Here is a 23,597-nt window from a genome sequence, read left to right on the forward strand (position 1 = left end):
CCCCCCTCAAGATGAGATTTCCCAAATCGTAAGACCCCTTGAAGACGACGAGGTAGATAGGCTGGGGGTGGAAGTGCAGCAATGCATGGAGCTGACCAGTACTAATCGGTCGAGGGCTTATCCAAAAGAACCCCAAAAAGTGAAGCGGAGGCTTCGAAGAGTATGCCGAATACTTTTCGGGGACCCCGGGGATCAAGTAAGGGGATAAGACGCAAATGAAGTTTCGTATCCAGTTTTCAAGCGATCAAGCTTGAAACAAGCATTTGTGAAGCAAATGCCCGTTTGGTGGCGATGGCGGAGGGGTTCCACACGTACCCATCCCGAACACGACCGTTAAGCCCTCCAGCGCCAATGGTACTTGGACCGAAGGGTCCTGGGAGAGTAGGACGCCGCCAAGCGAACCCTTTTGGGATTACATATTATTTTAGCAAGGCCCGTTGGTCAAGGGGTTAAGACACCTCCCTTTCACGGAGGTAACAGGGGTTCGAATCCCCTACGGGTCACCATTCTTATTTTTCTCTTGGAACCGTGGTGTAGAGGCCTAACATGCCTGCCTGTCACGCAGGAGATCGCGGGTTCGAATCCCGTCGGTTCCGCCATTTAAATATGAAATGGCTAATTAATTGCATATGCGGTCGTGGCGGAATTGGCAGACGCGCACGGTTCAGGTCCGTGTGGGCTAACCCCCCGTGGAGGTTCGAGTCCTCTCGACCGCACCATCTTTTTAACGGGACGTAGCTCAGCTTGGTAGAGCACCTGGTTTGGGACCAGGGGGTCGCATGTTCAAATCGTGTCGTCCCGACCATTTATAAAATGCGGGTGTAGTTCAATGGTAGAACTCCAGCCTTCCAAGCTGGTAGCGTGGGTTCGATTCCCATCACCCGCTCCATACTAAAAATGTGTTAAACCCTTGCTGTGCAAGGGTTTTTTTGTTTGTGTGAATTTCAGCAAACGGCCGATTTGTTTTAAACATATGGGGCAATCCCAAGAACTCTTGTATCTAGCTGCCCAGCGATTTTCTACTTAAAATCAATTGAAAGACAGTAAGCCCCAATTTAATAGCGCAGAAAGTGCATTTGTTCGATCATGGGCTGAAGCATGAGCTCCGCTTGGAGTCGTTACTTGGACAAGAAGTCTAAGCCTTTAGCAGAACAACCTGCAGTTTAAAATGTTCAAATCTATGAAGAAACAGCATATGTTCAATTACAGACATCTTTGAAACCAGGTTGTTTTGGAGCCCGGATGAATCAGCAGCCAAACTGTAATAAAGGAGGGTATTTGATCATGCAAAATGAAGTATTTCAAAATGTTCTGACCTTTGCATCAACGCTTTCCGTCATTATCATGGCGCTCGTTCAACTCATCAAAAATACATGGCCGATTCCCAAAAATTATGTGCCGATGGTAGGCGTAATTGTAGGTTTACTGATCGGCGCCGCCGCTTATCCCTTTACGGAGCTTACCCTGGTTCTTCGTCTTTGGTCCGGCGGATTAGCCGGCCTTTCTGCTACGGGTCTGTTCGAACTGGCGTTTAATAAACGTGAGGGCACGACCAAAAATAACTGATTCCTCGTTCTGCTGACCTGGGTCGGCAGATTTTTTTTTGCGTGTCTGTATAAGCTGAACAAATGATGAATCATGTGTTTTCTTTGAATGGGCTGATTAGTTATGGAGAAATCTGAGAACAAAGGCGAACGCTTCGTTTTTTCGGAATCCATATTAACAGATTTCTATTTACAATTCATGAAAGCGCTGTTATAATCATAAATGAGCAGAGATGATCACAAATGATCATGAAATCATTTAAATAACGGTCAAACTCGCTCACTTACTGGGGGAATACAAATGTTTGAGGAAGAAAGAAAACAAAGCGTTCTTCAGTATTTGCAGAAAAATCAGCGTGCTTCCGTACAAGAGCTAAGCGAAGCGTTTGAGGTGTCCGAATCAACCATTCGCCGGGACCTAAAGGAATTGGAAGAGGCAAGACTGCTGAAGAGAACCCATGGCGGGGCTGTAAATCTGCAGAATGCGAACTTCGAACCGAATGTGCTGGTGAAGGAGGACTATTTTCGGGAGGAGAAGGCTAGGATTGCCCGCAAGGCTGCCGAGATGATTGAAGAGGGTGATACAATTCTGCTGGATTCGGGAACAACGACTTTGCATCTGGCCAGAGAACTGCGTCACATGTCCAATATTAAAGTTATAACAAATTCTTTGATTGTTCTGAATGAACTAAGGGAATGCAGAAATGCAGAGGTTTCTTTGTCCGGAGGGATTTTAAGGCCTGAAACACTCGCTTTTGTCGGACCGATGACGGAAGCTTCGCTGGAAATGATCAGAGTAGATAAATCCTTCATTGCCGCCAATGGAGTAGATATACGCAATGGTCTGACAACGCCGAATCTGCTTGAAGCCTCAACCAAACGCAAAATGATCGAGGTGGCCAAGGAAGTCATTCTACTTGCTGACCGCAGCAAAGTTGCCCAAATCGCTTACGCCAAATTTGCCGAAATAAATCAAGTGAACCGGCTGGTTATAAACCTGGAAGCCCCTGTCTCTTTTACAGATGAGCTTGGCAAAATGGGAATAGCCGTGACACTTGTATAGATTGGAGCAATGATCATGAAAAAGTCTGTTTTGACCGTTACTTTAAATCCCGCACTCGATAGAACGGTTACGTTGCCTTTCTTGCAGGTCGGGGGATTGAATCGTATCAAAGAAATGCGAACCGACCCCGGTGGAAAAGGAATTAATGTGACCAAAGTCCTTCAGCAATTTGGCGATCAAGTGACAGCCGTGGGTCTGGCAGGAGGATATGCGGGAAAACAATTAATCGCCTATTTGAAAGCGCTTAATATTAATTGTGAGTTTATTCCGATCCAGGGTGAGACAAGGACCAACCTCAAAATTGTGGACGAAGACCAAGGACTGACCACAGAAATAAATGAACGGGGCGCGGAGGTAAATGATGCGGAAAAAGAACTGCTGCTAAGCAAAATGGATCTGCTGCTGGATCAAGCCTCTGTTCTTGTACTCGGAGGAAGCCTGCCGCCGGGATTGCCGGTGTCCATTTACAAAGAGCTGATCGAAATGGCGACAGCCAAAGGAGTCAAAACGATTCTGGATGCCGATGGCAGCGCTTTGTCCGAAGGATTGAAAGCGAAACCTTTTGCTATAAAGCCCAATATCCATGAGCTTGAGGAACTGCTGGACATGAAGCTTGAAACCGATCAGCAAATTGTCGAAGCGGCAAGAAGGCTCCTCGGCGAAGGCACAAAGTGGATAATTGTATCTATGGGCGGCGCCGGCTCCATTTTTATAAGCGAGGATCAAATCGTTAGAGCGAGACCGTTCCCGATTGTGCCGCAAAGCACAGTGGGAGCCGGGGATTCCATGGTTGCAGCGATCTCCTCCTGCTTGCTCAGAGAGCGCAGTCTGGAAGAAACGGCCAGGTGGGCAACCGCGGCGGGCTCCATTACGGCATCCAAACCGGGAACGGAAGTATGCAGTTTGGAAGAGGTTAACGCTCACTTGAAGGATGTTATCATCTCAGATGGATACTAATTTGTAAAATTAAAGGGGAAGTTAATAATGAAAAAATTGCTTGCTGTTACCGCTTGCCCGACCGGAATCGCCCATACGTACATGGCAGCCGAATCAATAGAAAAAGCAGCAAAAGACAGAGATGTCCCGATCAAAGTGGAGACCCGGGGCGCCGTCGGAGTCGAAAATGAATTGACACCGCAGGAAATAGCAGAAGCTCACGCTATTATTATTGCTGCTGATACCGATGTGGATGAAGCCCGTTTCGCCGGGAAACCGGTCGTAAAAGTTGCCGTATCCCAAGGGATCCGCATCCCGGGTGAGCTGATTGAACAGGCGCTGGCCAAAACACCGTCCGCAGGCAGCCCGGCAGCTTCGTCCGAGGCACCGGTGAAGGAGAATGCTGCAAGAAGAGGCGTTTACAAGCATTTGATGAACGGTGTATCCAATATGCTTCCGCTCGTCGTTGCAGGCGGCCTCATCATTGCGATCAGCTTCCTGTTCGGCCTCCATCCAGCAGAAGGTTCAATTGGAGCGAAGCTTGCCTCCATTGGATCCGCAGCGATAAGCATGATGGTACCGATTCTTGCCGCTTACATTTCATATTCCATCGCAGGCGGCAAGCTTGGGCTTGCTCCGGGGCTTGTAGGCGGCCTTTTGGCTACGCAAGTAGGCGGCGGCTTCCTGGGCGGCATTATCGCCGGCTTTCTGGCCGGGTATGTGACCAAATGGATGATCAAATATATCAAGCTTCCAAAAGTAATGGAAGGCCTGAAACCGGTTCTTATTATTCCGCTTCTGTCTGTGCTCATTGTCGGATTGCTTATGGTGTTCGTCATCGGCACGCCGCTCAGTTGGCTGATGAACGGATTGACATCCTGGCTTGAAGGCATGGGTCAGGCCAACGCAGTTATTCTTGGCGGCGTCCTTGGAGCGATGATGGCTATCGATATGGGCGGACCTTTCAATAAAACGGCTTACACGTTTGCCACAGGACTTCTGGCAAGCCATATCTATGGACCGATGGCCGCAGTAATGGCGGCCGGAATGACTCCGCCGCTTGGCATTTGGCTGGCAACTGTAATCGCCAAGAAGAAATTTACGAAAGAAGAACGTGAAGCCGGTAAAGTTGCTTCAGTCCTCGGATTGTCATTTATAACGGAAGGAGCCATTCCTTTCGGGGCTGCGGATCCGCTGCGGATGATCCCGGCCTTCATGATCGGATCGGGTGTAACGGGTGCGTTGTCTATGCTGTTCAAAGCTACGCTCATGGCGCCACATGGCGGAATCTTCGTTCTGCTGATTCCAAATGCGATCGGCAACCTGCTGATGTATGTGCTGGCGATTGCGATCGGTACAGTCCTGACCGCCATCCTGGTAACATGGTTCAAAAGAAACAAACCAATCGAAGAGTAAATTACAAAACTGGAGTGAACGATAATGAATATACATGATCTGCTTACGGAGCAAACAATATTTCTGCCGCTTGAGACAAGCGCGAGCAAAGAGGACATTATACGCCAAATGGCTGCTGGGTTTAAAGAAGCCGGCGTGGTTGAAGATACCGAGAAATATGTACAGGCCGTTCTTGCCCGGGAACAGTCGAGTTCAACGGGAATCGGTTTTGGAGTAGCGATTCCGCATGGGAAATCCGCCGGAGTTGTGAAGGCAGGGCTTGCCTTTGCAAAACTGGCGGAACCCGCAGAATGGCAGTCTCTTGACGAACAGCCGGTTTCGATCGTGTTTATGATCGCCGTACCTGAAGCGAACGTCGGGAACGAACATTTGCAGATTCTTGTAGCCTTGTCCCGAAAATTGATCCATGAGGATTTCAGAAACAAGCTGCTCCATGCCAGTTCTGCAGAAGAAGTGATCGATACGATTAAAAATATGTAACGCAAAAAAGGGGGTTGCTCCAAGGTTCAGTGAAACCTTGGGCAACCCCCTTTGGTTTGAAAAGGACAGCACCATGGCCGAAAACCGTTTCTTAAAAGGACGGACTCGCCGTGTCAATTTGGGCCTTCGCGCTTTGCTGGCGGGAAATCATAAACAATACAATCCAGATCAGCAGGAATCCGATGAGCTGGGTGAGCGTAATGGCCTGGTCGTATAGAATCCAGTTAATCAGGACACTTACCATCGGGAAGCTGAGTTCAGCCAAAGTGGCGAGCGATGCTTTTGTATTCATCAGGCCTTTGTAATAAAGAAGAAGGCTTAATAGTCCAGGCAGTACGGCTTGCAGGATGATGTTAATGGTTAAGCCGGCAATCACACCTCCGTCCGAGGGGATATTCCACCCCGATCCCTGGGTTATGGTGATCACAAACAGAAGTGGTAGAGCAAGTATAAACCGCAAGGAGGTTACCGTCCCGTATTCCATCTTGTCTACCATCATACGGCCCATAACCGTAGAACCGCCCCACAGGGCAGCGGCGCCAAGGGACAGCAGACTGGCAACCTGAACGAACTCATTCATCTGGGTAAAAGGAATTTTCCAACCGAAAGTCAGCAGGTAAGTACCAATAAGAGCTACAATGAGCAGCCACCCAAACCGCTTGGGTAGTGTCTCCTTAAGAATCACTCTGGCCAGAATAATGGCAAACAGCGGCTGAACCTTTTGGAGAAGCAATACTGAGTTGAAGTTAACGGCTGTCGCCAAGGCTTGCGTGAACATAATGGTAGCGAGTGCGGAACCGCCCCAGGAAATAAACAGCAGCGCTCCAACATGGCGCGGATGAAGTCCGCGTAGCTCCGCGCGGTGAGTCCAAAGAACAGGAGCGGCGAACAGGAACAGAATGAGATGTTCCAGAAGGACAATTTGCGACGAAGTGAGGTACTTCGAAAGCAGAATCCGGAACACGGGATCGACACCCCAAAGGGCGGCACCGAGAACCACGAGCCAGAATCCGGATTTTGCGCGTTCTTGCGGGTAAAGTAAAGCTTGGTTAATACTTGTCATTACAGCCTCCTCACGGATCTTGAAAAGGAAAAACCCCCGAATGCCTGATAAGGAAGACGGGGGCTGATCATATAAGCATGAATGAACATGGCAAAAAAACCATGGCGAACATGTTTATGTATGATCTTCTACCATCCGGACTTTACCGTCGGCCTTGGAATCGCACCAAGTCAGTCGCCGCAAGAAATAGAAGGCAGCGAGTCGCGGGCTTAGCTTCTTCAAGCATCACCGCCGGTCAGGAATTTCACCTTACCCCGAAGATCCTAAATATGATATATGGTAAATCAAGAATACACGATTTGGAGAAAAAAAGATGCCAACAAAATCACTGGCGATTCAAAAAAGGAAAAGACTTGCTTAAAGCTCTTTTCCGATCCAGTCTGACAATTGCCTTAAAGTCTCTTGATTTCTCCGATAGTACGTCCATTGTCCAACTCGTTTGGCTTCAAGCAGTCCGGCTCTCTGAAGCAGAGACAGGTACTGGGAAGTTGTAGACTGGGATAACCCGGCTTTATCCTGTATTTTTCCGACACAAACGCCATCAGTGAATTCCGGGTCCGCGGACGTACCCGAATTCTTTGGAAAATGAACGTCCGGTTCCTTCAGCCATTGCAGCATTTGAAGCCTTATCTCATTGGAAAGGGCTTTGAAAATTAAAGTATAGTCCATACGTACATTATATCGGCCTTTTTCGATATGTCAATGAAAAGTCATGCCAGCAGACGACATTTATATTTTGAAGATCTGAATTGTCTTCTGGAGCTGGAATACAGCTTGGGTCATCGCTTCGGTTTCGCGGGCCACGTTCTACAGATTGCCTCATATTGACAACTGGTTAAAAAAGGTCTTTAATATTTCGTGTGCGAAATGTTAAAGAACATAAATTTTCGGAAGGGAAGAAGTAGGTCTTTGGAACAAAGGAAAATATACCACGAGCTTTTTGATACTTTTCGTGAGTTAAGAAGAAGCTTTCATCAGGTCATATCCAAAGAAGCCGAGAAGTCGTGCATAACAGCGGTTCAATTTCACGCAATGTCTGCGCTCAGGAAACAACCCGACATCGGCATGTCTGAACTCGCTGAACAGCTGCATCTTGGAAACAGCACCTTAAGCGGCGTTATCGACCGGATGGAAAAGGCCGGATATGTGGAGCGAAGACGTTCCGAGGTTGACCGCCGTACCGTAACCCTTCAGCTTACGGAGGAGGGAAGGGAGGTTGAGGAAAGAACCAACCAGCTTTACAAGCAGGCCATATCAAGGCTGGATGCAATTCCGGAGGAAGAGTTCGAACATTTAATCAGGACCTTCAGGCAAATGATTCATTTACTGGAAACAGAGAGAGAAGGAGAATAAATCATAATGAATTGTGCACAATCACAGACAGCAAAGCCCGCATACAGAAGGGGGCCATTGGTCGCAGCGATCCTGATTGCGGCTTTTGTTGGTTTTTTGAACCAGACGCTGATGAACGTTGCTTTACCGCAAATGATGGATGATCTTGGGGTCGGCGCAACGACGATTCAGTGGCTTACGACCGGATTCATGCTTGTGAACGGCGTCCTGATTCCGCTCAGCGCTTATTTGATGGCGCGGTTTACAACCAAACAATTGTTTCTCGCCGCTACGATTCTTTTTTCTATAGGTACGATTATATGCGGTATAGGCAGCGACTTTACGATTGTTTTGGTGGGCCGTTTAATTCAGGCTGCCGGCGCCGGCGTACTTATGCCTTTGATGAACGTTATTTTCCTGACGATATTTCCGATTGAAAAGCGCGGTCAGGCCATGGGGATGATGGGGGTTGCCATGATCTTTGCACCGGCGGTAGGACCGACCCTGTCCGGCTGGGTGATTGAGCATTATAACTGGCACCTGCTGTTCTGGATTATTCTGCCTCTTGCCCTTCTTTCGGTGCTGCTGGGCGTTCTCTTCATGAAGAGCGTACTCGATACCTCAAGACCGAAAGTGGATATGCTGTCCGTTATTCTTTCCACGATCGGATTTGGCGGAATTTTGTATGGCTTTAGCGAAGCCGGCAGCGACGGCTGGGGATCAAGCCAGGTTGTGATCAGCATTATAGTTGGATCCGTGGCCCTCGTCTTGTTCCTGTGGCGTCAGATGGTTTCCACAATACCGCTGCTCGAACTCCGGGTCTTTAAATACAGCATGTTCTCTTTAACAACCGTGATTAACGTTATTGTAACGATGGCTCTGTTTGCCGCCATTATTCTGCTGCCGATTTATTTGCAGCGCATCCGCGGATTTTCACCGCTTGAGTCTGGCCTGCTGCTGATGCCTGGCGCCATTCTGATGGGGATTATGTCCCCGATTACAGGTATTATCTTTGATAAAATCGGTGCAAAATGGCTTGTTGTGATCGGCTTGGCGATTACGGCAATCACGACATGGGAGTTCAGCACTTTGTCCGAAACAACGACGTATACGCACTTGATATTGATCTATACAGCCCGCATGTTCGGGATGTCGATGGTCATGATGCCTGTGCAAACGGCCGGCCTGAATCAGCTTCCCGCCCGTTTGAATGCCCACGGTACGGCGATGTCCAACACGCTGCGGACAATAGCCGGTGCACTTGGCACCGCATTGCTGGTGACGATTATGTCAAACACGGCAAAAGATCGAGCAGCAGAGCTTTTCATGAGTCAAGGCGTTAATCCGAATGATCCGAAAAATGCACAAACTGTGCTGCAGCTTACGAAGGATGCGACTATTTACGGTATTGATCATGCCTTTGTAGTGGCTACCTGGATCACAGTGGCAGCCCTTCTGCTTGCCTTCTTCATCCGGCGAGTACAGATCAATAGGGAACCTTCACGAACGGAAGCCAAAGCGGCACAGGTTACCGCCGAGAGCTGACGGATTTCCATGAGAAAAACGGATATCCCGTACAAAAAGGGATATCCGTTTTTTGTTTGCGGCTTATTGCCTCACTCCCGCTTCAAGATAACGCTTCAGGAACAACAGGGTTTGATCGGATACGTTGTTTCCGATTCGGATTCCCGCAATCATATCGGTTTTGGCAACAGGCAAATTTTTCGCAAGACTGCTGTTCGTAAGGTCAATGCCGTAAATATGCGATGAAGGTTCTTTTTCCGTCTTTTCCTGCAGTGCGGCTGCCTGCGGCAGAACGGACTTGAGCTCGCCTTCGGCCAGACTGTCCAGATTTTGAAGGGCTTCGCCTTTAGCCAGCCAGGCGAAGGTCGATTTGTCCATCATATAGAGGTCCGGCTTCTCGGTCATGAGCTCAAGCTGAGCCTTTTGCTGCAAGGCTATGCCCATCTGGCCGGACTGGCTGATGTCCGACGGCAAGTAGGTCACCTTGACCGAGACGCGTTTCCATTCCGGGAACGAAGCCAGCAGTGCCTTTTCAAGTTCAGCGTTCGCCTGGGAGCGGTCAGGAAGGGAAAAATCGCCGATGAACATCACGGATAAATCGACGGGAGGGAGCTTGGCAAGCCTTTCCTTCTCTTTCTGATGATTCACAAACATGGTGATACCGGTAATAATCAATATAAGAGCGATAACGGAAACGATGATTTTGATTTTGTGTATCCGCAGAAAGTCATCCATTTTCTCGACAGGCCCTGCCAGCGTTCCCCATTTCCCGTAGTGCTCCTGTCTCTTCTTCTCGATCAAAAGCGTATGTTCATATTCGATAATTTGCCTGTAGGCACGATTGATATTCTCGAAACCGGCCTGTTGATCCGGCGAGCGCCCCCGGGAACGGGACTGCCGAATCAGCAGGTCAAACCTTTTGTCGACCTCTTCCCGCGAGGCTCCTTCTTTCAGCCCCAGCGTTTCATAGGCCTTTTTTAAATCTTCCTCCATACCCCTATTCTCCTCTGTGTATAAAAAGTAGCCTTACATCTATTATAGTGGCTCCCAATTTATAATGAAAATTGGTTTTGTCACGGCAGGCTAATATTTTTCCAAAGCTATTTACCAATGTAGAACATAGTATTATGATAAACAATTAGGAATGCGTTTTCAAACGACAAGTGAGGGAGATGTTGGATAGTGACGATACTGGAGGATCAAGCGGTCGTTCTTTTTCAGGGAGACAGTGTGACGGACTGCGGCAGAAACTACGAGGATCCAAGGAGTCTGGGAACAGGCTACGCATTTGCGGCAGCAGCCGAGTTCGGACGAAAGTATCCGGACAAGAACGTCACGTTCATTAACAAAGGAATCAGCGGCAACCGTGTGGCTGAATTGGAGCAAAGATGGCAAAGGGATTGCCTGGACATCGCTCCGGATTATGTCTCCATTCTGATTGGCATTAACAATACATGGAGACGGTATGACAGCAACGATCCTACGTCAACCGAACAATATTATGAGTGCTATCGGAGACTCATTTTGAATACGCTTAAGCTGGATATTAAAGGGCTTATTCTGTTGGAGCCGTTTGTTGTTCCCGTTAACGAGGAGCAGAAGGGCTGGTATGAGGATTTGAATCCTAAAATTTTGGCCGTTCGCGAGCTGGCCCGCGAATTCAAAACGTTATATGTGCCGCTTGACGGTCTGTTTAGTTCTGCAAGCACCCAAACAGGTTCCGCATACTGGGCGCAAGACGGTGTCCATCCGACTCCGGCAGGACACGGCCTGATTGCGGATGCCTGGTTGAAAGCGGTAGGAGCGAAATAGCAGGGCATTGTAAAGAGGCAGCTGCTAGAAGGGGAGAAAAGTCTAAATGACTCTTCTCGCCCCCAGCATCACTTTGCTCCAGTGTCCGCTTTCCAGACTGCTGATCTCGACTCCTGGATCTCCCCAGGTATGAATGAAGTTGCCGTTTCCGATATAGATGCCGACATGGCCGGCAATTTTATCATCCTTAAACCGTCCGGGTACGGTAAAGAAGACGAGGTCGCCGGGCTCCAATTCGCTTTTCTCGACGGGGTTTCCCGTGTGAGCCTGGTCCCTGGCGAGTCTTGGAAGGCGGACATTAAACTCTTTAAATACATGCTTGGTAAATGAGGAGCAGTCAAACGTGCCGCTCTTCTCATAATTTTCGGCCCCAAACTCATATTTGGTGCCAAGGAATTTTTTGGCATAGTCAATCAGTTGATCCGAATCGACCGCGCTCTTCACGCTTAATCTGGAATTATAACCGGGTATGAGCTTATCGTCAGCCAGAGTGCCTGGGAACGGGGACAGACTGACAATATGCCCTAGCGGATCCCAACCGACTTGGGTGCCGAGAAGGTCGCCTAAAGCGCTAACCGTAAAATACAAATCGGACTTTCTGGCCTCGGGGGCATGGCTGAGGACAATAGGGCGATTCATGGATAGGGCCTTTGCCTCGCCCGGTTTGACACGGTACATAACATCGGTATAGCCGATCAGATACTCATCGCCGCGTTTTTCCACCCGAAGTCCGAGTTCTTTGGCAGCGAGCGAAAGCGGCACCGGTTTGAGCGTGGATTTGCTGTCCGGGTAGCCCTGCTTGTTATCCATGGATAGCGAGCGGGTACCTTGAGCAGAAGGTTGCCCATCTGTGTTATTCGGGGCTCCGCAGCCGGCGCAGACCGTGATCAGAAACAGGAGCAGGACAGTCAAAGATAGGGACCGGGTGAAACAGGTTAATTTCATAAGGAGCACTCCAATTCTGAAATGTAAGATACATCATGAAGTGTGTGAATTTTGGGATTGATTTATGTAAGCGCCCGGAGCAAAGCGTCAAAGTATTCGAATGCGTGATGCAGGCAGCAGCGATATGGGCCAGTGATCCTGGGAAATATAAACCGATAATGGAAGGGAGCTTAGGAAAATATGAGCCAATTTCAAGCTTATGAGGGAACTTATCAGGGAGAGAGAGCGGTATGGCTGAAGGCGTATTCGTACGAGGCTGCAATGCTTCCGGACACCGGCGGCAATCTGATTGCATTCAGGGACCCGGCAAATGGACACCGCTTTTTGCGCGAGCCGGAAGAAGGCGGAATGGAGCAGTTCAAACAGACGCCTGGGGTATACGGCATTCCCGTACTGTTTCCGCCGAACCGGTATGAGGATGGTAAATTTCCGTGGGATGGAGATGTGCTTGAACTGCCGGTCAACGAAGAGGCTGCGGGCAATCATCTGCACGGTTTTTTACATACCGTTCCCTGGGAGGTTGAGGAGTTTGGAACTACCGGGTATGAAAGCTTTGTAACCGTCAAAATTTCGGTGAACGAGCAACATGACGTATATCGTTATTTCCCGTTTGAGTTTACGGTCAGGCTCCGCTATTCGCTCGGCAAAGACGGTCTGTTCCAGAAGCTGTTTGTGAAAAATGACGGAAAGCGCTATATGCCGCGACTTCTTGCTTTCCATACCGCGATCAAAGCGCCGTTCGCCAAGGGCAGCAAAGCAGAGGATTATGTGCTCAAGCTGACGATTGGAGAACGATGGGAAATGACAGAGCGAATGCTGCCGACAGGCCGGTTTCAGGAGCTTTCTTCGTTTGAACGGAAACTGAAAGCAGGAGGGGCTTATCCGTTCTCCGAATCCATGGATAACCATTACACGGCAGTGCCACAGCAGGGCAGAAACCGAATGGAGCTGACGGATCGCCGTCTCGGAATGACTCTGGTTTACGATGTGGGATGCTCCTACAAGCAGTGGATGGTTTGGAACAATGGGGCGACGCCTGGATTTTTCTGCCCGGAACCGCAGGTGAATTTGGTGAATGCTCCCAATACAGGGCTTCCACCCGAAGAAATCGGTTTGTTCGGTTTGGAGCAGGGCGAAATTTGGGAAGAAACGGCCCGGATTTATGTAAAGTAGAAGAACAGTCAAATACGAAAGACGTCCCCTCAGCCTGAATAGTGAGAGGACGTCTATTATTTTGAACAAGGTGAATTTCCAGTTGGGCTGACTATTTCTCGCTAGAGGGACAGCTGTTTCTTGACATAACGCTGCAGCCAAGGGGAAACGTTCAGCGTTTTGGGATAGGATTCTTTGTCTTTGAACAATATCATCAGGTTCTCCATCGCCGATATTTTATCCTTGTTGGCGTAACATTGGTAGGTTACCCGCAAAAAGCTCGGGTGGGAGAGAAGCGCGGATTGCTCGTCGGCAGACAATCTCTTCTTTATTGTATAATTTCTGCCGTAAAAACTGATCATTCCGCTGCTTCCGATTTTAAAGAAATAAGCATCTGCCGCCGGATCAAAATCCGCATAAACATCCTTTTCAAGATATGCCACATTCATCTTTCCAAATCCCCCTTTAGAAGATGGTTTTGTTAGCGCTTTCAATTATAACATATTCTCCCTTCGGCGATAAGGTGTTTGTAAATTTTTTTGAAAGGCAAAAATGGATACAGGCTGTTTGAGCGGCGGCGAGGCGTACTTGGAATGCAGCTCCCGAAATGTTGTATGTGCGGGACTTAAGTAAACGGCTTGAAAAAGCGGTTTGTTTCACCCGGGTATCGAGCCGTTTAAGGGCTTAATAAAGGAGGCATGAATGGTGAAGCCAAAATTGAGATGGGGCGTTATCGGCTGCGCAAGCATTGCGCAGGAATGCGTCATGCCGGCGATCCGGAAGTCGGAAACGGGAATTCTGGCCGCTTTGGCAAGCCGGAGCCTGAAGAAGAGCAAGGATATTGCCGAACAGTTTGGCGTGGAGAAGGCCTACGGCAGCTACGGTGAGCTGCTCAGCGACCCGGATATTGATGCCGTTTACATTCCGCTTCCCAACCATCTGCATTGTGAGTGGAGCATCGCCGCTGCGCAGGCAGGCAAACATGTCCTGTGCGAAAAACCGGCCGCACTGAACGCGGGCGAAGCCGCCGCAATGGTGAATGCAGCCCATAACGCGGATGTCAAATTCGCGGAAGCGCTGATGTACCGCCATCATCCGCAGCTTAAGGAGATTCGCGAACGAATTCAGGCGGGAATCATCGGTGAACTGCGGCTTATCCGTGCTTCCTTCACCTGCAGCAGCGTAAGCCAGACCGGGAACATCCGCTTTCACAAGGAAACCGGCGGAGGCGCCCTGTATGACCTGGGGGAGTACCCGCTTAGCGCCGCGCGATGGATGACGGGAACGGAGCCGTATGCAGTGACCGTGTATGCCCAGTATTCCAAAGCGCATGGCGGGGTGGATATGATGGCCTCCGGGCTGGTTGAATTCCCGGGTGGCCTATCGCTGCTGTTCGACTGCGGACTGTGGGCGGAAGAAAGACGGAGCATAGAGCTCGTAGGCAGCAAGGGCCGGATCGTGATGCCTTTCGCTTTCTCCGGGATGGAGCAATCCGGTTATGAGCTTTATCGGGATGGCGAACAGGTTGAAAGCCGGGAGCTGCCGATGAACGCTTATGTACTGGAAATCGATCATTTTGGGAAGAGCGTTCTGGAAGGTAAGCCTCTTGATTTTCCGCCTGAGGACGCGGTGGCCAACTTGCGTCTGCTGGATGCCTGCCGGAGGTCAGCGCTTGAGAATCGCCGGGTAGTGCTGTCCTAAGACCTCCCTGAGAGGACAAAGCTGTTCTTCTCTCAAATTAGATTTGTTTGCAGGGAAAGTGAAGTGATATGATGTAAATAACGTCATATACATAACGATTCAAGGAGGTCTACCTGTGACAAATTCCGATCAGAAACTGTATCTGTTCATCGGCTCTTATGCGGAAGCGGAGGGGCCGGGGGTATATGTATACGAGCTTGATGAATCATCCGGAGGTCTGAATCGTCTCCAGGAAGTAAAGGGCTTGAAAAATCCGACCTTCCTGAACGTGGATGCGAAAGGCAAAAAGCTGTACAGCATCTCCGAAACCTTGTCTGAAAGCGGCAAAAGGATTGGCGAGTGCGTTGCCTTCTCCATCAATGGTTCAACCGGACAGCTTGCCGAGTTAAACCGCGAAATCAACCTCGACAATACTTTATGCCATATTCAGCGGGATGAACCATATGATTATGCAATTGTGTCCAGTTATCACGGCGGCAAAATCGGCCTAATAAAGCTGCAAGAAGACGGCAAACTTGGAATCCTTACGGATGCCAAGCATCATGAAGCTGCGGAGCGGCATGCCAAGGACGCCGTTTCCCATGTGCACTCCGCATACTTCAGCCCGGACAAGCGTTTCCTGTTCGTGAATGATCTGGGGCTGGATTTTGTACGCGCCTATAAGCTTGATGCCGAACAGGGCAAGCTGGTATTTCACGGCGATACCGTAACGGCGGAGGGAGCGGGCCCGCGCCATCTTGTCTTTCATCCGTCTGAACCCTATGCTTTCGTCATTAACGAGCTGAATTCGACGATCGCGTCTTATCGTTACGACGGGGAAGCAGGGACTTTAACGGAAATCCAAAGCGTCTCCACGCTGCCGGCCGGCTATGAAGGGGACAATGCAACCGCCGAGATCGCGGTATCCAAAGACGGACGTTTTCTGTACGGCTCCAATCGCGGCCATGACAGCATTGTTATTCTGTCAATCGATACGTCAACTGGCGGACTGAGTGTGGTGGACTGCGTCTCTACCGAAGGCAGCCATCCGCGCCACTTTGCTCTGACTCCCGATGGAGCATTCCTTGTTGCGGCAAACCGGGACACCAACAATTTGACAGTGTTCCGCGTGGATCAAGCCTCAGGCAAACTGCAATATACGGGTGTGTCCGAGACGGTATCCAAGCCTGTTTGTGTCCAGCCGGTTTATATTCAGGCGTAATTTAACTGGAAAATAGGGACAAAACAACCAGTCCAACACTTGGATCGTGTTTGGACTGGTTGTTGTTGCTACTTCTGAACGGTTTCTTTCAGGAGCCCGGATTCCCGAATGCCTTTCATCAGCGAGATGAACTGCGGGATATCCAGCTGCTGGGCTGCGTCTGACAACGCCGTTTGCGGATCGGGATGAACCTCAACCATGACGCCGTCAGCCCCTGCGGCAAGCGCAGCTTTGGCGCATGGCAGCAGAATGTCCTTGCGTCCGGTAGAGTGGGTGACGTCCACAAGCACCGGCAGATGGGTTTCCTGCTTAAGAATAGGCACGGCGGAAATGTCCAGCGTATTGCGGGTCCATTTCTCATAGGTCCGGATTCCGCGCTCGATCAGCATGAGGCGGGAGTTGCCGCTAACGGCGATATATTCCGCCGCGTGAATGAACTCTTCCAGCGTAGCGGCGATGCCCCGCTTCAGCAGCACAGGCACCTTGGCCTTGCCGGCCTCTTTCAGAAGCTCGAAATTTTGCATATTGCGGGCGCCAATCTGGATGATGTCAATATATTCGGCAGCAATATCGATATGGGCCGGGTGGACGATTTCACTGATCGTGGCAAGGCCGAACTCATCGCCAACCTCTTTGAGCATTTTCAGACCTTCAACACCAAGTCCCTGAAAATCATAAGGCGAGGTTCTCGGCTTAAAAGCGCCGCCGCGCATCACTTTAACGCCCGCTTCCTTCAATGCGGCTGCAACAGTACGCAGCTGTTCGTATGATTCGACGGAGCAAGGTCCGGCAATCATCACCTGTGCGGTTCCGCCGATTACTGTACCTTTAATGTCCAGAACGGTATCGTCAGGCTGTTTGTTGCGGCTGACAAGCAGCTTGGGCTTGTGGTCTTCTTCCTGAAGGTTCAGGGAAGCTTTAAAAATTTCCTTGAACAGCTGCCGGATTTCCGAATCCTTGAAAGGTCCGGGATTGTGATTGACCAGATCATCAAGCATTTTACGTTCACGAATCGGATCAAATTTGGAAAGGCCCTGTTTTTCTTTAATTTCACCAATTGACCGGACTACTTCCGCACGAGCGTTCAGCAATCGAAGCAGCTCCATATTGATGTCATCCAGACGATTTCGCAGCTGTTCCAATGTATCGTTCATCTTTGAATCTCTCCCTCATAAAAATTTTGCGGTAAAAATAAAAAAAGCCGTCCCCCAAGGGACGGCCGACAGGCCGTGGTACCACCCTTGTTGGACAACTTGATCAAGTTTCCCGCTCATGCCGCGGATAACGGTGCGAAGCCGGACTTTCCTAATGAGGCCTTATAGGCCCGTTCAGAAGTCTACTCGGGAGTGAATTTCCTGCAGCGCATTTCCTCAGCGAGCTCTCAATCTTCGGCTCCACTGTCCCTGTAAGGAAGCTTCTGCGGTACTTGTCTCCGTCAACGTATTTATCAATTAATCGGATTATAGGACGATCATTTGGACGATGCAAGTTCACTCTGGACCGTTGCATTACGTTAAAGCGCTTATGTGAGGGGCGGAATGCTTCGGAGCTTGGTACGATTTTGAAGCAGATATTTTTTTCGAAAAAAGTTGAGACCATTTTCTTTTTATAACGTAAAATACTTTAAGTAGATATTTCGATGTTTAAAGGAGCAAACAAGGTATGACATTTAAACAGTTTTTTTACTTGCCTGGCATAAGGCGAGTCATCGCTTTATTATTCGTCCTGTTTATCCTATACATATCCAGGAGCATGCTCAACCTTATTCTGATTACGTTTATCCTGACTTATCTGGTGAACCGTCTTCATGGCTTTATCCTAAAAAAAAGCAGCAAGCTGATCAAATTGAGCCGTCCTTTGGTGGTTGTGATCATATATGCTGTCTTGATTTTGCTTCTCGCCACCGGAATTTATAAATATTTGCCCCTGTTTATTTCTGAGCTAAGCGATCTGGTGAACCAGGTGATTTCTTTTTACAACAAGCCGCCTTTAGATCTGCCGGACAATGTGATCGTCAACTACTTGATGGAATCGCTTGAAAAAATTGACCTGGCCAGTTACATTTCCGACGGATTCAACTTTTTGTACCATACGCTTACAGACATCGGAAAGCTGAGCCTGAATTTGTTTATCGCCATTATTTTGAGCCTGTTCTTCATGCTGGAGAAGGAGAAGGTGACCCGTTTCACCGCGAATTTCAGAAACAGCAAGGCGTCATACCTGTTTGAAGAGCTTGAATATTTCGGCAAAAAGTTCGTTCATTCTTTTGGAAAAGTGATCGAAGTGCAGTTTCTGATTGCGCTCGTAAACGCCGTCCTTTCCAGCTTGTTTCTCTGGATTTTGGGCTTTCCGAATTTATTTGCGCTCGGAATCATGATCTTTTTGCTGGGACTGATTCCGGTGCTGGGCGTCGTCGTGTCGCTCATTCCGCTCTGTGCCATTGCCTTTAAGATCGGCGGCATCATCAAAATCGTTTACGTGCTCGTCATGATTGTTGTGCTGCATGCTTTGGAGGCCTATATCCTGAATCCGAAGTTTATGTCGAACAAGACTCATTTGCCGATCTTCTATACCTTTATGATCTTGATTGTGTTCGAACACTTTTTCGGAGTATGGGGATTAATCGTTGGGGTTCCGGTGTTTATGTTCTTCCTCGACATTCTGGATGTTCCGATTGCCGTTAGCTCCTCTCCGCCGGCAAAGGAGAACCCGCCGAAGGACGACGGATCCGGCACGAAAGAGTGACCTTCAATCTGAACGGTACTTTTACGGCTGTCCCGTACCAGGGGATGGCCTTTTTAATTCGAAGAAGGGACAAACAAAAGCTGCCGCCAATCATGAATATCAGCGGCACTCTTATTTGTTTGTTAACCCGTTATTTTATAAACAGGGCTTCATGCTGGCGAAAGATTCCGTTTGGAACCCCCGTTTTGGCGTCAGGCTTCTCGGAATGATTAGCCCAATTGCGGTGAATCGCCTCTTTGAGCCTGAGAGGCAGTGAAGCTTTAATACGGCTTGCATGTTCGGCATCGAGCTTGCCGTTCTGAACGGCCGTATCAATCTTTTTCGAGGCGGCATCGGTCAGCTTGGCTATATATTCACTCTCGGACCAGCCTTTCTTTTCCTGGACGATCTGGAGAAGTGTACGTCCCGCCCTGAGCTGGGTGATCAGGTCTTCCTTATCCATGCCGATCAGTTCTGCTGTCGTTTTGACAGCATGGCCGCCAAAGAAATGTCCGCGCGGATGACGCTTGAAATGGCCGTCATGGGACGGCTTGGGGCTGTCTTCCCGTACATCGGCCGCCAAGCTTTGTGTCCCTTCGCCGTGAGTGGGAAGCGGGCCGGAGAACAGGGAACAGCAGAAGATGAAACCCAGAGTTCCTGCGGCTATGCTGCTTTTTTTCAATGCACTCATGGATTTTTCCCACCTTTTTTTCTAAAAATTTTGCGTTTCCTGTACTAGTGTTGACAAAATTCGGGTTTGTTACCTAAGGGAAAGCTTAAAATTTGATAAATTTTGTCTTGAATGTTCAAGCCGGTTTATATTTATCCATTAGGGTAAAATATGGTTAATTGTTAGACATAGCATCTTTATCGATTTCAGGCAGGAGGGGTTTCTTTGACTTTGACTTTTGGCGCCAGAATGTTAAAAACAGGCCTAGCGGTAACACTGGCCTTGTATGCATCCCTTTGGCTCCAAATGGGTTCGCCGGTTATTGCGGCCGTTGCCGCCATTTTTGCCATGCAGCCCTCCATTTACCGTTCCTGGAGGCATCTGCTGGACCAGCTCCAGACCATTACGCTGGGAGCGGTGCTGGCCATGCTTGCAGGTCTTGTCTTCCCGAAAGAGCCGTTTGCCGTGGGAATTGTATGCATTCTGGTCATCATGATTTGCATAAAGCTCAAAATGGGGGATACGATAGGCCTTACTCTGGTTACCGTTGTCGCTGTCATGGAGGCGTCGGGGCAATGGGAGTTTGCCGTAAACCGGTTTGTCCTGAGCTTGATAGGCATTTTATCGGCATTCGTTATCAATATATTGGTATTCCCGCCCAAGCCGAGAGTACAGTTTGTTGAGCAGGTCCGCAGTACCTTTGACCGTTTATCCTTGCTGCTGAGAACAGCTATATCCGATGAAATGAAAGAATCGATATTCCGGGATGAACAACGCTCGCTTGAGAACAACATCAATTCAATCGGCGATAAATACAAGCTGATGGAAGAAGAGCAGAAGAAATTGAAGGCGCCGAAATTCAGCGGCATCCGGCAGCTCGTCGTGTACAAGCAAATGCTGAATACGCTGCGGAAAGGGTATGAAGTGCTTGAGGCGATTGAGGAGCATTATTTTCAGGCTTCCCGTTCTCCGGAACTAAATCTGATTTTCGATCAGCATTTGGAGAAAATGATCAAGTATCATGAACATATCATCCTGAAATATGAGCAAAAGCTGAAGCCGGGGGCGGTGGATGCGGAAACGATTAAGGAGGAGAATGACAAGTTTCTGAAGCATATGCTGGATCGCTACAAGGATCATGAGGACGGGGCGCTTCGCCTTTCTATCGTGTCGGCTGTCATGTATGATTACGGGCATCAGCTGGACCGCCTGAACCGGCTTACCGGCCACTCTTCCGAGCTTGCCGAATAACTTATTCCCGGAAAATCTAAAAAGTCCCGCCATAATGGCGGGACTTTAATCATCATAACCTATAGAAAGAATGGAATTGATAAAAGAGCCGTAAACTGGTAAAATAGAAAACGGACTGACAAATTATATTATAGGCGCACAAATTTCTAAATTAATTTTAGCACAAGTAATATCATTTGTCAACAGGTTTATTCATAAAAGGGGAGTTGAGTTCATTTGAGCAAATCCGAACAATCCTGGCAGGAAGAACAGAACCGGGTTGATTATGTCACCAGTGTCATTGACAAACGGATAACAACACTTGAACGGGAAGTCGGCAGCGTCCGTTCCGACGTTGTCGAGATGCGGAGGGATTTCTGGGAGGATGTGACGATTAACTTCAGCGAAGCCGATGATGTCGGCGAAACATCCACAAGCTTGCGGCAGCAGTCGGAAGTGCTGTCCGAGCGCGAAAGAAGCCACAAGCATTCTTATGCGGCGCTCTCGAAAATGAAGCGGCTGCATCAGTCACCTTATTTTGGAAGGATTGATTTCGCCGAGAATGGAGAGCCTGCGGAACAAATTTATTTGGGGATCGCTTCCCTTCTGGATCGGAATGAGGAGACATTCCTCGTATACGACTGGCGGGCGCCGATATCGAACTTGTATTATGACAGCACGCCCGGTCCGGCTTCTTACAAAACGCCTGTTGGACTAATCGAAGGGGAAATGCTGCTCAAGCGGCAGTATGTCATTCGGGACGGTCAAATCAAGCTGATGTTTGATACGGGGGTAACCATTGGCGACGAACTGCTTCAAGAGGTGCTGGGCAGAAGCTCGGACGCGCAAATGAAGAGCATTGTAGCCACGATTCAAAAAGAGCAGAACCGGATTATCCGGAACGACCGCAGCCGGATGCTGATCGTGCAAGGGGCGGCGGGAAGCGGCAAAACATCAGCCGCACTGCAAAGAGTTGCTTACCTGTTGTATAAATACCGCGAGCATCTGCAGGCCGATCAGGTGATTTTGTTCTCCCCGAATCCGATGTTCAACAGCTATGTTTCAACGGTACTGCCCGAGCTGGGCGAGGAAAATATGCGGCAGACGACCTTCCAGGAATATCTGGAGCACAGGCTTGGACGCGAGTTTCAGCTGGAGGACCCGTTTTCCCAAATGGAATACGTGCTTTCCAGCAGCGGCGAGCCCGGCTATGAATCGCGAATCGAGGGGATCCGCTATAAAACTTCAACCCGGTATTTGCAGGCTTTGATACGCTACCGAGAAATGCTGGAACGAAGTGACATGCTGTTCAAACCGCTGCGGTTCCAGGGGAAGGAAATCATCGGACAAGAAGCGATTCGGCAGCGCTTCTATGATTATGATCCGTCGATTACCCTTGCCAACCGCTGCGACCTGCTGAGGGAATGGCTGCTAAAAGAGCTGGCCGATTTCAGCAAACATGAGGTGAACGAGCCCTGGGTCGAGGAGCAAATGCAACTGCTCGATGTCGAGGACTACCAAATTGCCTATCAGCGCATGCGCCGGCAGAACCGCAAGAAAGGGCGGGAATTCAGCGACTATGAGGACGAAAAGCTGATTTTGGCCAAAATGGTGGTCAGCGATCGCCTCAAGCCTTTGCGCAGATGGGTAAAATCGCTTCGCTTTGTCGATGTCAAAGGCTTGTACGGTCAATTGTTCGCGAACAAGGAGCTGATGCTGGAAGCAAGCTCGGGAGAGCTTCCTGAGCATTGGGACGAGATTTGCCGGTTTACGCTGGACAGTCTGCAGAAAGGTGAGCTTGCTTACGAAGATTCGACCCCTTTTCTGTATTTAAAGGAGCAGCTTCTGGGCTTCAGATCGAACGGCAATATCCGTCATGTCTTTATTGACGAGGCTCAGGATTACTCGCCGTTTCAATTGTTCTTTCTGAAAAGATTGTTTCCGCGAGCCCGCATGACTGCGCTTGGCGATTTAAACCAAGCTATTTATGCCCATGCTTCGATTCTGCAGCAGACCTCGTCGTTGTCGGAATTATACGGAAGGGAAGAAACCGAACAAATTACGTTGACCCAAAGCTACCGCTCCACCCGGCAAATTGTGGATTTTACCCGGCAGATGATTGAAGGCGGCCAGCAGATCGTGCCGTTTAACCGGGATGGAGATATGCCGGAAGTTCGGATCGCCGCAAGCCGGAGCGAGCTTCTTGAAGCCATTTCCGCGGATCTTGCCGACCTTAAGGCGCAGCAGTATGAAACGATCGCCGTCATCTGCAAAACGGCGGAGGAGAGCCGGAACGCATACGAAGCGCTGAAAGAAAGCCATGATCTCAAACTGATAAAAAAGACCACATTGTCTTTTGAAAAGGGAGTGCACGTTATTCCTTCCTACCTGGCTAAAGGCGTGGAGTTTGACGCTGTTCTGATCTATGATGGCTCTAAGCAACGCTATCACCGTGAAGCGGAACGAAAGCTGTTTTATACGGCGTGTACGAGAGCGATGCATTTGCTGCATATTTATAGTCAAGGCGATCCATCTCCTTTCATAACGGGTACAGAAGCTGGATCGTACCGGAAAATTACCGTATTAGGACCCATTTTGAACAAGCGGGGGGCGGCAAAATACTGAGCCTATCTACGCCCTGTTCGGATAGGCGTATGCAACAAGAAAACAGCTGTTTTGATCCGGGCGGATTCAGAACAGCTGTTTTGTCATGCTTTTCGAATTCATTCTGACAAAAGATGTAACATGGTCATAAAAAACAGTTTTGCGACCGGTCCGGTTTTGGTATGATAGTACAGGCAAGT

General features: G+C 49.2%; 21 protein-coding genes, 5 tRNA genes, 2 rRNA genes, 1 riboswitch and 1 other annotated feature. Of the genes, 21 read left to right on the forward strand and 7 right to left on the reverse strand.

Translation table 11 applies throughout. The annotated features are described in order from the left end of the window. The 12 genes from K7397_RS04185 to K7397_RS04240 form a co-directional block, all read left to right on the forward strand. A 23S ribosomal RNA gene (locus tag K7397_RS04185) occupies positions 1–125 on the forward strand; the annotation flags it as partial. A gap of 156 nt (positions 126–281) precedes the next feature. Next, positions 282–398 (forward strand): 5S ribosomal RNA (rrf, locus tag K7397_RS04190). Positions 399–431: 33 nt separating this feature from the next. Then, positions 432–506: transfer RNA gene (locus K7397_RS04195), tRNA-Glu, on the forward strand. 16 nt (positions 507–522) lie between these two features. Then, positions 523–599: transfer RNA gene (locus K7397_RS04200), tRNA-Asp, on the forward strand. A 32-nt stretch (positions 600–631) separates the two neighbouring features. Next, positions 632–719: transfer RNA gene (locus K7397_RS04205), tRNA-Leu, on the forward strand. Between the two features lie 9 nt (positions 720–728). Then, a tRNA-Pro gene (locus tag K7397_RS04210) sits at positions 729–805 on the forward strand. Between the two features lie 10 nt (positions 806–815). Then, positions 816–889: transfer RNA gene (locus K7397_RS04215), tRNA-Gly, on the forward strand. Positions 890–1,284: 395 nt separating this feature from the next. After that, entirely contained in the window at positions 1,285–1,566 is a 282-nt protein-coding gene (locus K7397_RS04220; RefSeq protein ID WP_223066699.1) for a holin, read from the forward strand. Positions 1,567–1,845: 279 nt separating this feature from the next. Beyond that, the gene (locus tag K7397_RS04225; RefSeq protein ID WP_223066700.1) at positions 1,846–2,607 is read left to right on the forward strand and encodes a DeoR/GlpR family DNA-binding transcription regulator; all 762 of its coding nucleotides are present in this window, start codon (positions 1,846–1,848) and stop codon (positions 2,605–2,607) included. 15 nt (positions 2,608–2,622) lie between these two features. Next, positions 2,623–3,564: a 1-phosphofructokinase gene (pfkB, locus tag K7397_RS04230; protein WP_223066701.1), complete on the forward strand. Its 942-nt coding sequence runs from the start codon at positions 2,623–2,625 to the stop codon at positions 3,562–3,564. 27 nt (positions 3,565–3,591) lie between these two features. After that, on the forward strand, positions 3,592–4,959 hold the full coding sequence (locus K7397_RS04235) for a PTS fructose transporter subunit IIC (RefSeq protein ID WP_223066702.1): 1,368 nt from the start codon (positions 3,592–3,594) through the stop codon (positions 4,957–4,959). 24 nt (positions 4,960–4,983) lie between these two features. Beyond that, a complete protein-coding gene (locus K7397_RS04240; protein WP_223066703.1) occupies positions 4,984–5,439 on the forward strand; it encodes a PTS sugar transporter subunit IIA in 456 nt (151 codons plus the stop codon). Positions 5,440–5,530: 91 nt separating this feature from the next. On the opposite strand, the gene K7397_RS04245 is transcribed toward K7397_RS04240, so the two are convergent. After that, positions 5,531–6,502, reverse strand: coding sequence for a DMT family transporter (locus tag K7397_RS04245; RefSeq protein ID WP_223066704.1), 972 nt, complete (start codon positions 6,500–6,502; stop codon positions 5,531–5,533). Positions 6,503–6,621: 119 nt separating this feature from the next. Next, positions 6,622–6,768, reverse strand: a riboswitch (FMN riboswitch). 91 nt (positions 6,769–6,859) lie between these two features. Continuing rightward, positions 6,860–7,171 carry an ArsR/SmtB family transcription factor gene (locus K7397_RS04250; RefSeq protein ID WP_223066705.1) on the reverse strand — a complete coding sequence of 104 codons (312 nt, stop codon included), beginning with the start codon at positions 7,169–7,171 and terminating at the stop codon, positions 6,860–6,862. Positions 7,172–7,411: 240 nt separating this feature from the next. Here K7397_RS04250 and K7397_RS04255 point away from each other — a divergent pair, with 240 nt between their 5' ends. Both K7397_RS04255 and K7397_RS04260 read left to right on the forward strand, forming a co-directional pair. Further along, positions 7,412–7,855, forward strand: coding sequence for a MarR family winged helix-turn-helix transcriptional regulator (locus K7397_RS04255; protein WP_223066706.1), 444 nt, complete (start codon positions 7,412–7,414; stop codon positions 7,853–7,855). A gap of 6 nt (positions 7,856–7,861) precedes the next feature. Beyond that, positions 7,862–9,379 (forward strand): DHA2 family efflux MFS transporter permease subunit, encoded by a 1,518-nt coding sequence (locus K7397_RS04260; protein ID WP_223066707.1) that lies wholly within the window; start codon positions 7,862–7,864, stop codon positions 9,377–9,379. A gap of 63 nt (positions 9,380–9,442) precedes the next feature. On the opposite strand, the gene K7397_RS04265 is transcribed toward K7397_RS04260, so the two are convergent. Next, positions 9,443–10,351: an extracellular solute-binding protein gene (locus K7397_RS04265; protein WP_223066708.1), complete on the reverse strand. Its 909-nt coding sequence runs from the start codon at positions 10,349–10,351 to the stop codon at positions 9,443–9,445. 189 nt (positions 10,352–10,540) lie between these two features. On the opposite strand from K7397_RS04265, the gene K7397_RS04270 reads away from it, so the two are divergent. Then, entirely contained in the window at positions 10,541–11,170 is a 630-nt protein-coding gene (locus K7397_RS04270) for an SGNH/GDSL hydrolase family protein (protein ID WP_223066709.1), read from the forward strand. 42 nt (positions 11,171–11,212) lie between these two features. On the opposite strand, the gene K7397_RS04275 is transcribed toward K7397_RS04270, so the two are convergent. After that, a complete protein-coding gene (locus K7397_RS04275; RefSeq protein ID WP_223066710.1) occupies positions 11,213–12,115 on the reverse strand; it encodes a C40 family peptidase in 903 nt (300 codons plus the stop codon). Between the two features lie 180 nt (positions 12,116–12,295). Between K7397_RS04275 and K7397_RS04280 the strand changes: the two genes are divergently transcribed. Continuing rightward, complete coding sequence (locus tag K7397_RS04280) at positions 12,296–13,288, forward strand: aldose 1-epimerase (RefSeq protein WP_223066711.1); 993 nt, start codon at positions 12,296–12,298, stop codon at positions 13,286–13,288. Between the two features lie 101 nt (positions 13,289–13,389). Here K7397_RS04280 and K7397_RS04285 read toward each other — a convergent pair whose 3' ends face one another. Then, on the reverse strand, positions 13,390–13,716 hold the full coding sequence (locus K7397_RS04285; protein ID WP_223066712.1) for a hypothetical protein: 327 nt from the start codon (positions 13,714–13,716) through the stop codon (positions 13,390–13,392). A gap of 253 nt (positions 13,717–13,969) precedes the next feature. Between K7397_RS04285 and K7397_RS04290 the strand changes: the two genes are divergently transcribed. Beyond that, positions 13,970–14,968 (forward strand): Gfo/Idh/MocA family protein, encoded by a 999-nt coding sequence (locus K7397_RS04290; protein WP_223066713.1) that lies wholly within the window; start codon positions 13,970–13,972, stop codon positions 14,966–14,968. Positions 14,969–15,083: 115 nt separating this feature from the next. Further along, positions 15,084–16,169 (forward strand): lactonase family protein, encoded by a 1,086-nt coding sequence (locus K7397_RS04295; protein WP_223066714.1) that lies wholly within the window; start codon positions 15,084–15,086, stop codon positions 16,167–16,169. Positions 16,170–16,237: 68 nt separating this feature from the next. Here the strand turns inward: K7397_RS04295 and K7397_RS04300 are convergent, their stop codons facing one another. Next, positions 16,238–17,323 (reverse strand): bifunctional 3-deoxy-7-phosphoheptulonate synthase/chorismate mutase, encoded by a 1,086-nt coding sequence (locus K7397_RS04300; RefSeq protein ID WP_223066715.1) that lies wholly within the window; start codon positions 17,321–17,323, stop codon positions 16,238–16,240. Between the two features lie 54 nt (positions 17,324–17,377). Beyond that, positions 17,378–17,617 (reverse strand) — a binding site (T-box leader). 214 nt (positions 17,618–17,831) lie between these two features. Here K7397_RS04300 and K7397_RS04305 point away from each other — a divergent pair. Then, entirely contained in the window at positions 17,832–18,914 is a 1,083-nt protein-coding gene (locus K7397_RS04305; RefSeq protein ID WP_223066716.1) for an AI-2E family transporter, read from the forward strand. 130 nt (positions 18,915–19,044) lie between these two features. On the opposite strand, the gene K7397_RS04310 is transcribed toward K7397_RS04305, so the two are convergent. After that, complete coding sequence (locus K7397_RS04310) at positions 19,045–19,584, reverse strand: hypothetical protein (protein ID WP_223066717.1); 540 nt, start codon at positions 19,582–19,584, stop codon at positions 19,045–19,047. Positions 19,585–19,794: 210 nt separating this feature from the next. On the opposite strand from K7397_RS04310, the gene K7397_RS04315 reads away from it, so the two are divergent. Together K7397_RS04315 and helD are read left to right on the forward strand one after the other, a co-directional pair. Beyond that, on the forward strand, positions 19,795–20,814 hold the full coding sequence (locus tag K7397_RS04315; RefSeq protein WP_223066841.1) for an FUSC family protein: 1,020 nt from the start codon (positions 19,795–19,797) through the stop codon (positions 20,812–20,814). 216 nt (positions 20,815–21,030) lie between these two features. Continuing rightward, positions 21,031–23,418 carry an RNA polymerase recycling motor HelD gene (helD, locus tag K7397_RS04320; protein WP_223066718.1) on the forward strand — a complete coding sequence of 796 codons (2,388 nt, stop codon included), beginning with the start codon at positions 21,031–21,033 and terminating at the stop codon, positions 23,416–23,418. Positions 23,419–23,597: the final 179 nt, after the last annotated feature.

The sequence above is a fragment of the Paenibacillus caui genome (genome assembly GCF_019904135.1).
Classification (GTDB): Bacteria; Bacillota; Bacilli; order Paenibacillales; family Paenibacillaceae; genus Fontibacillus; species Fontibacillus caui.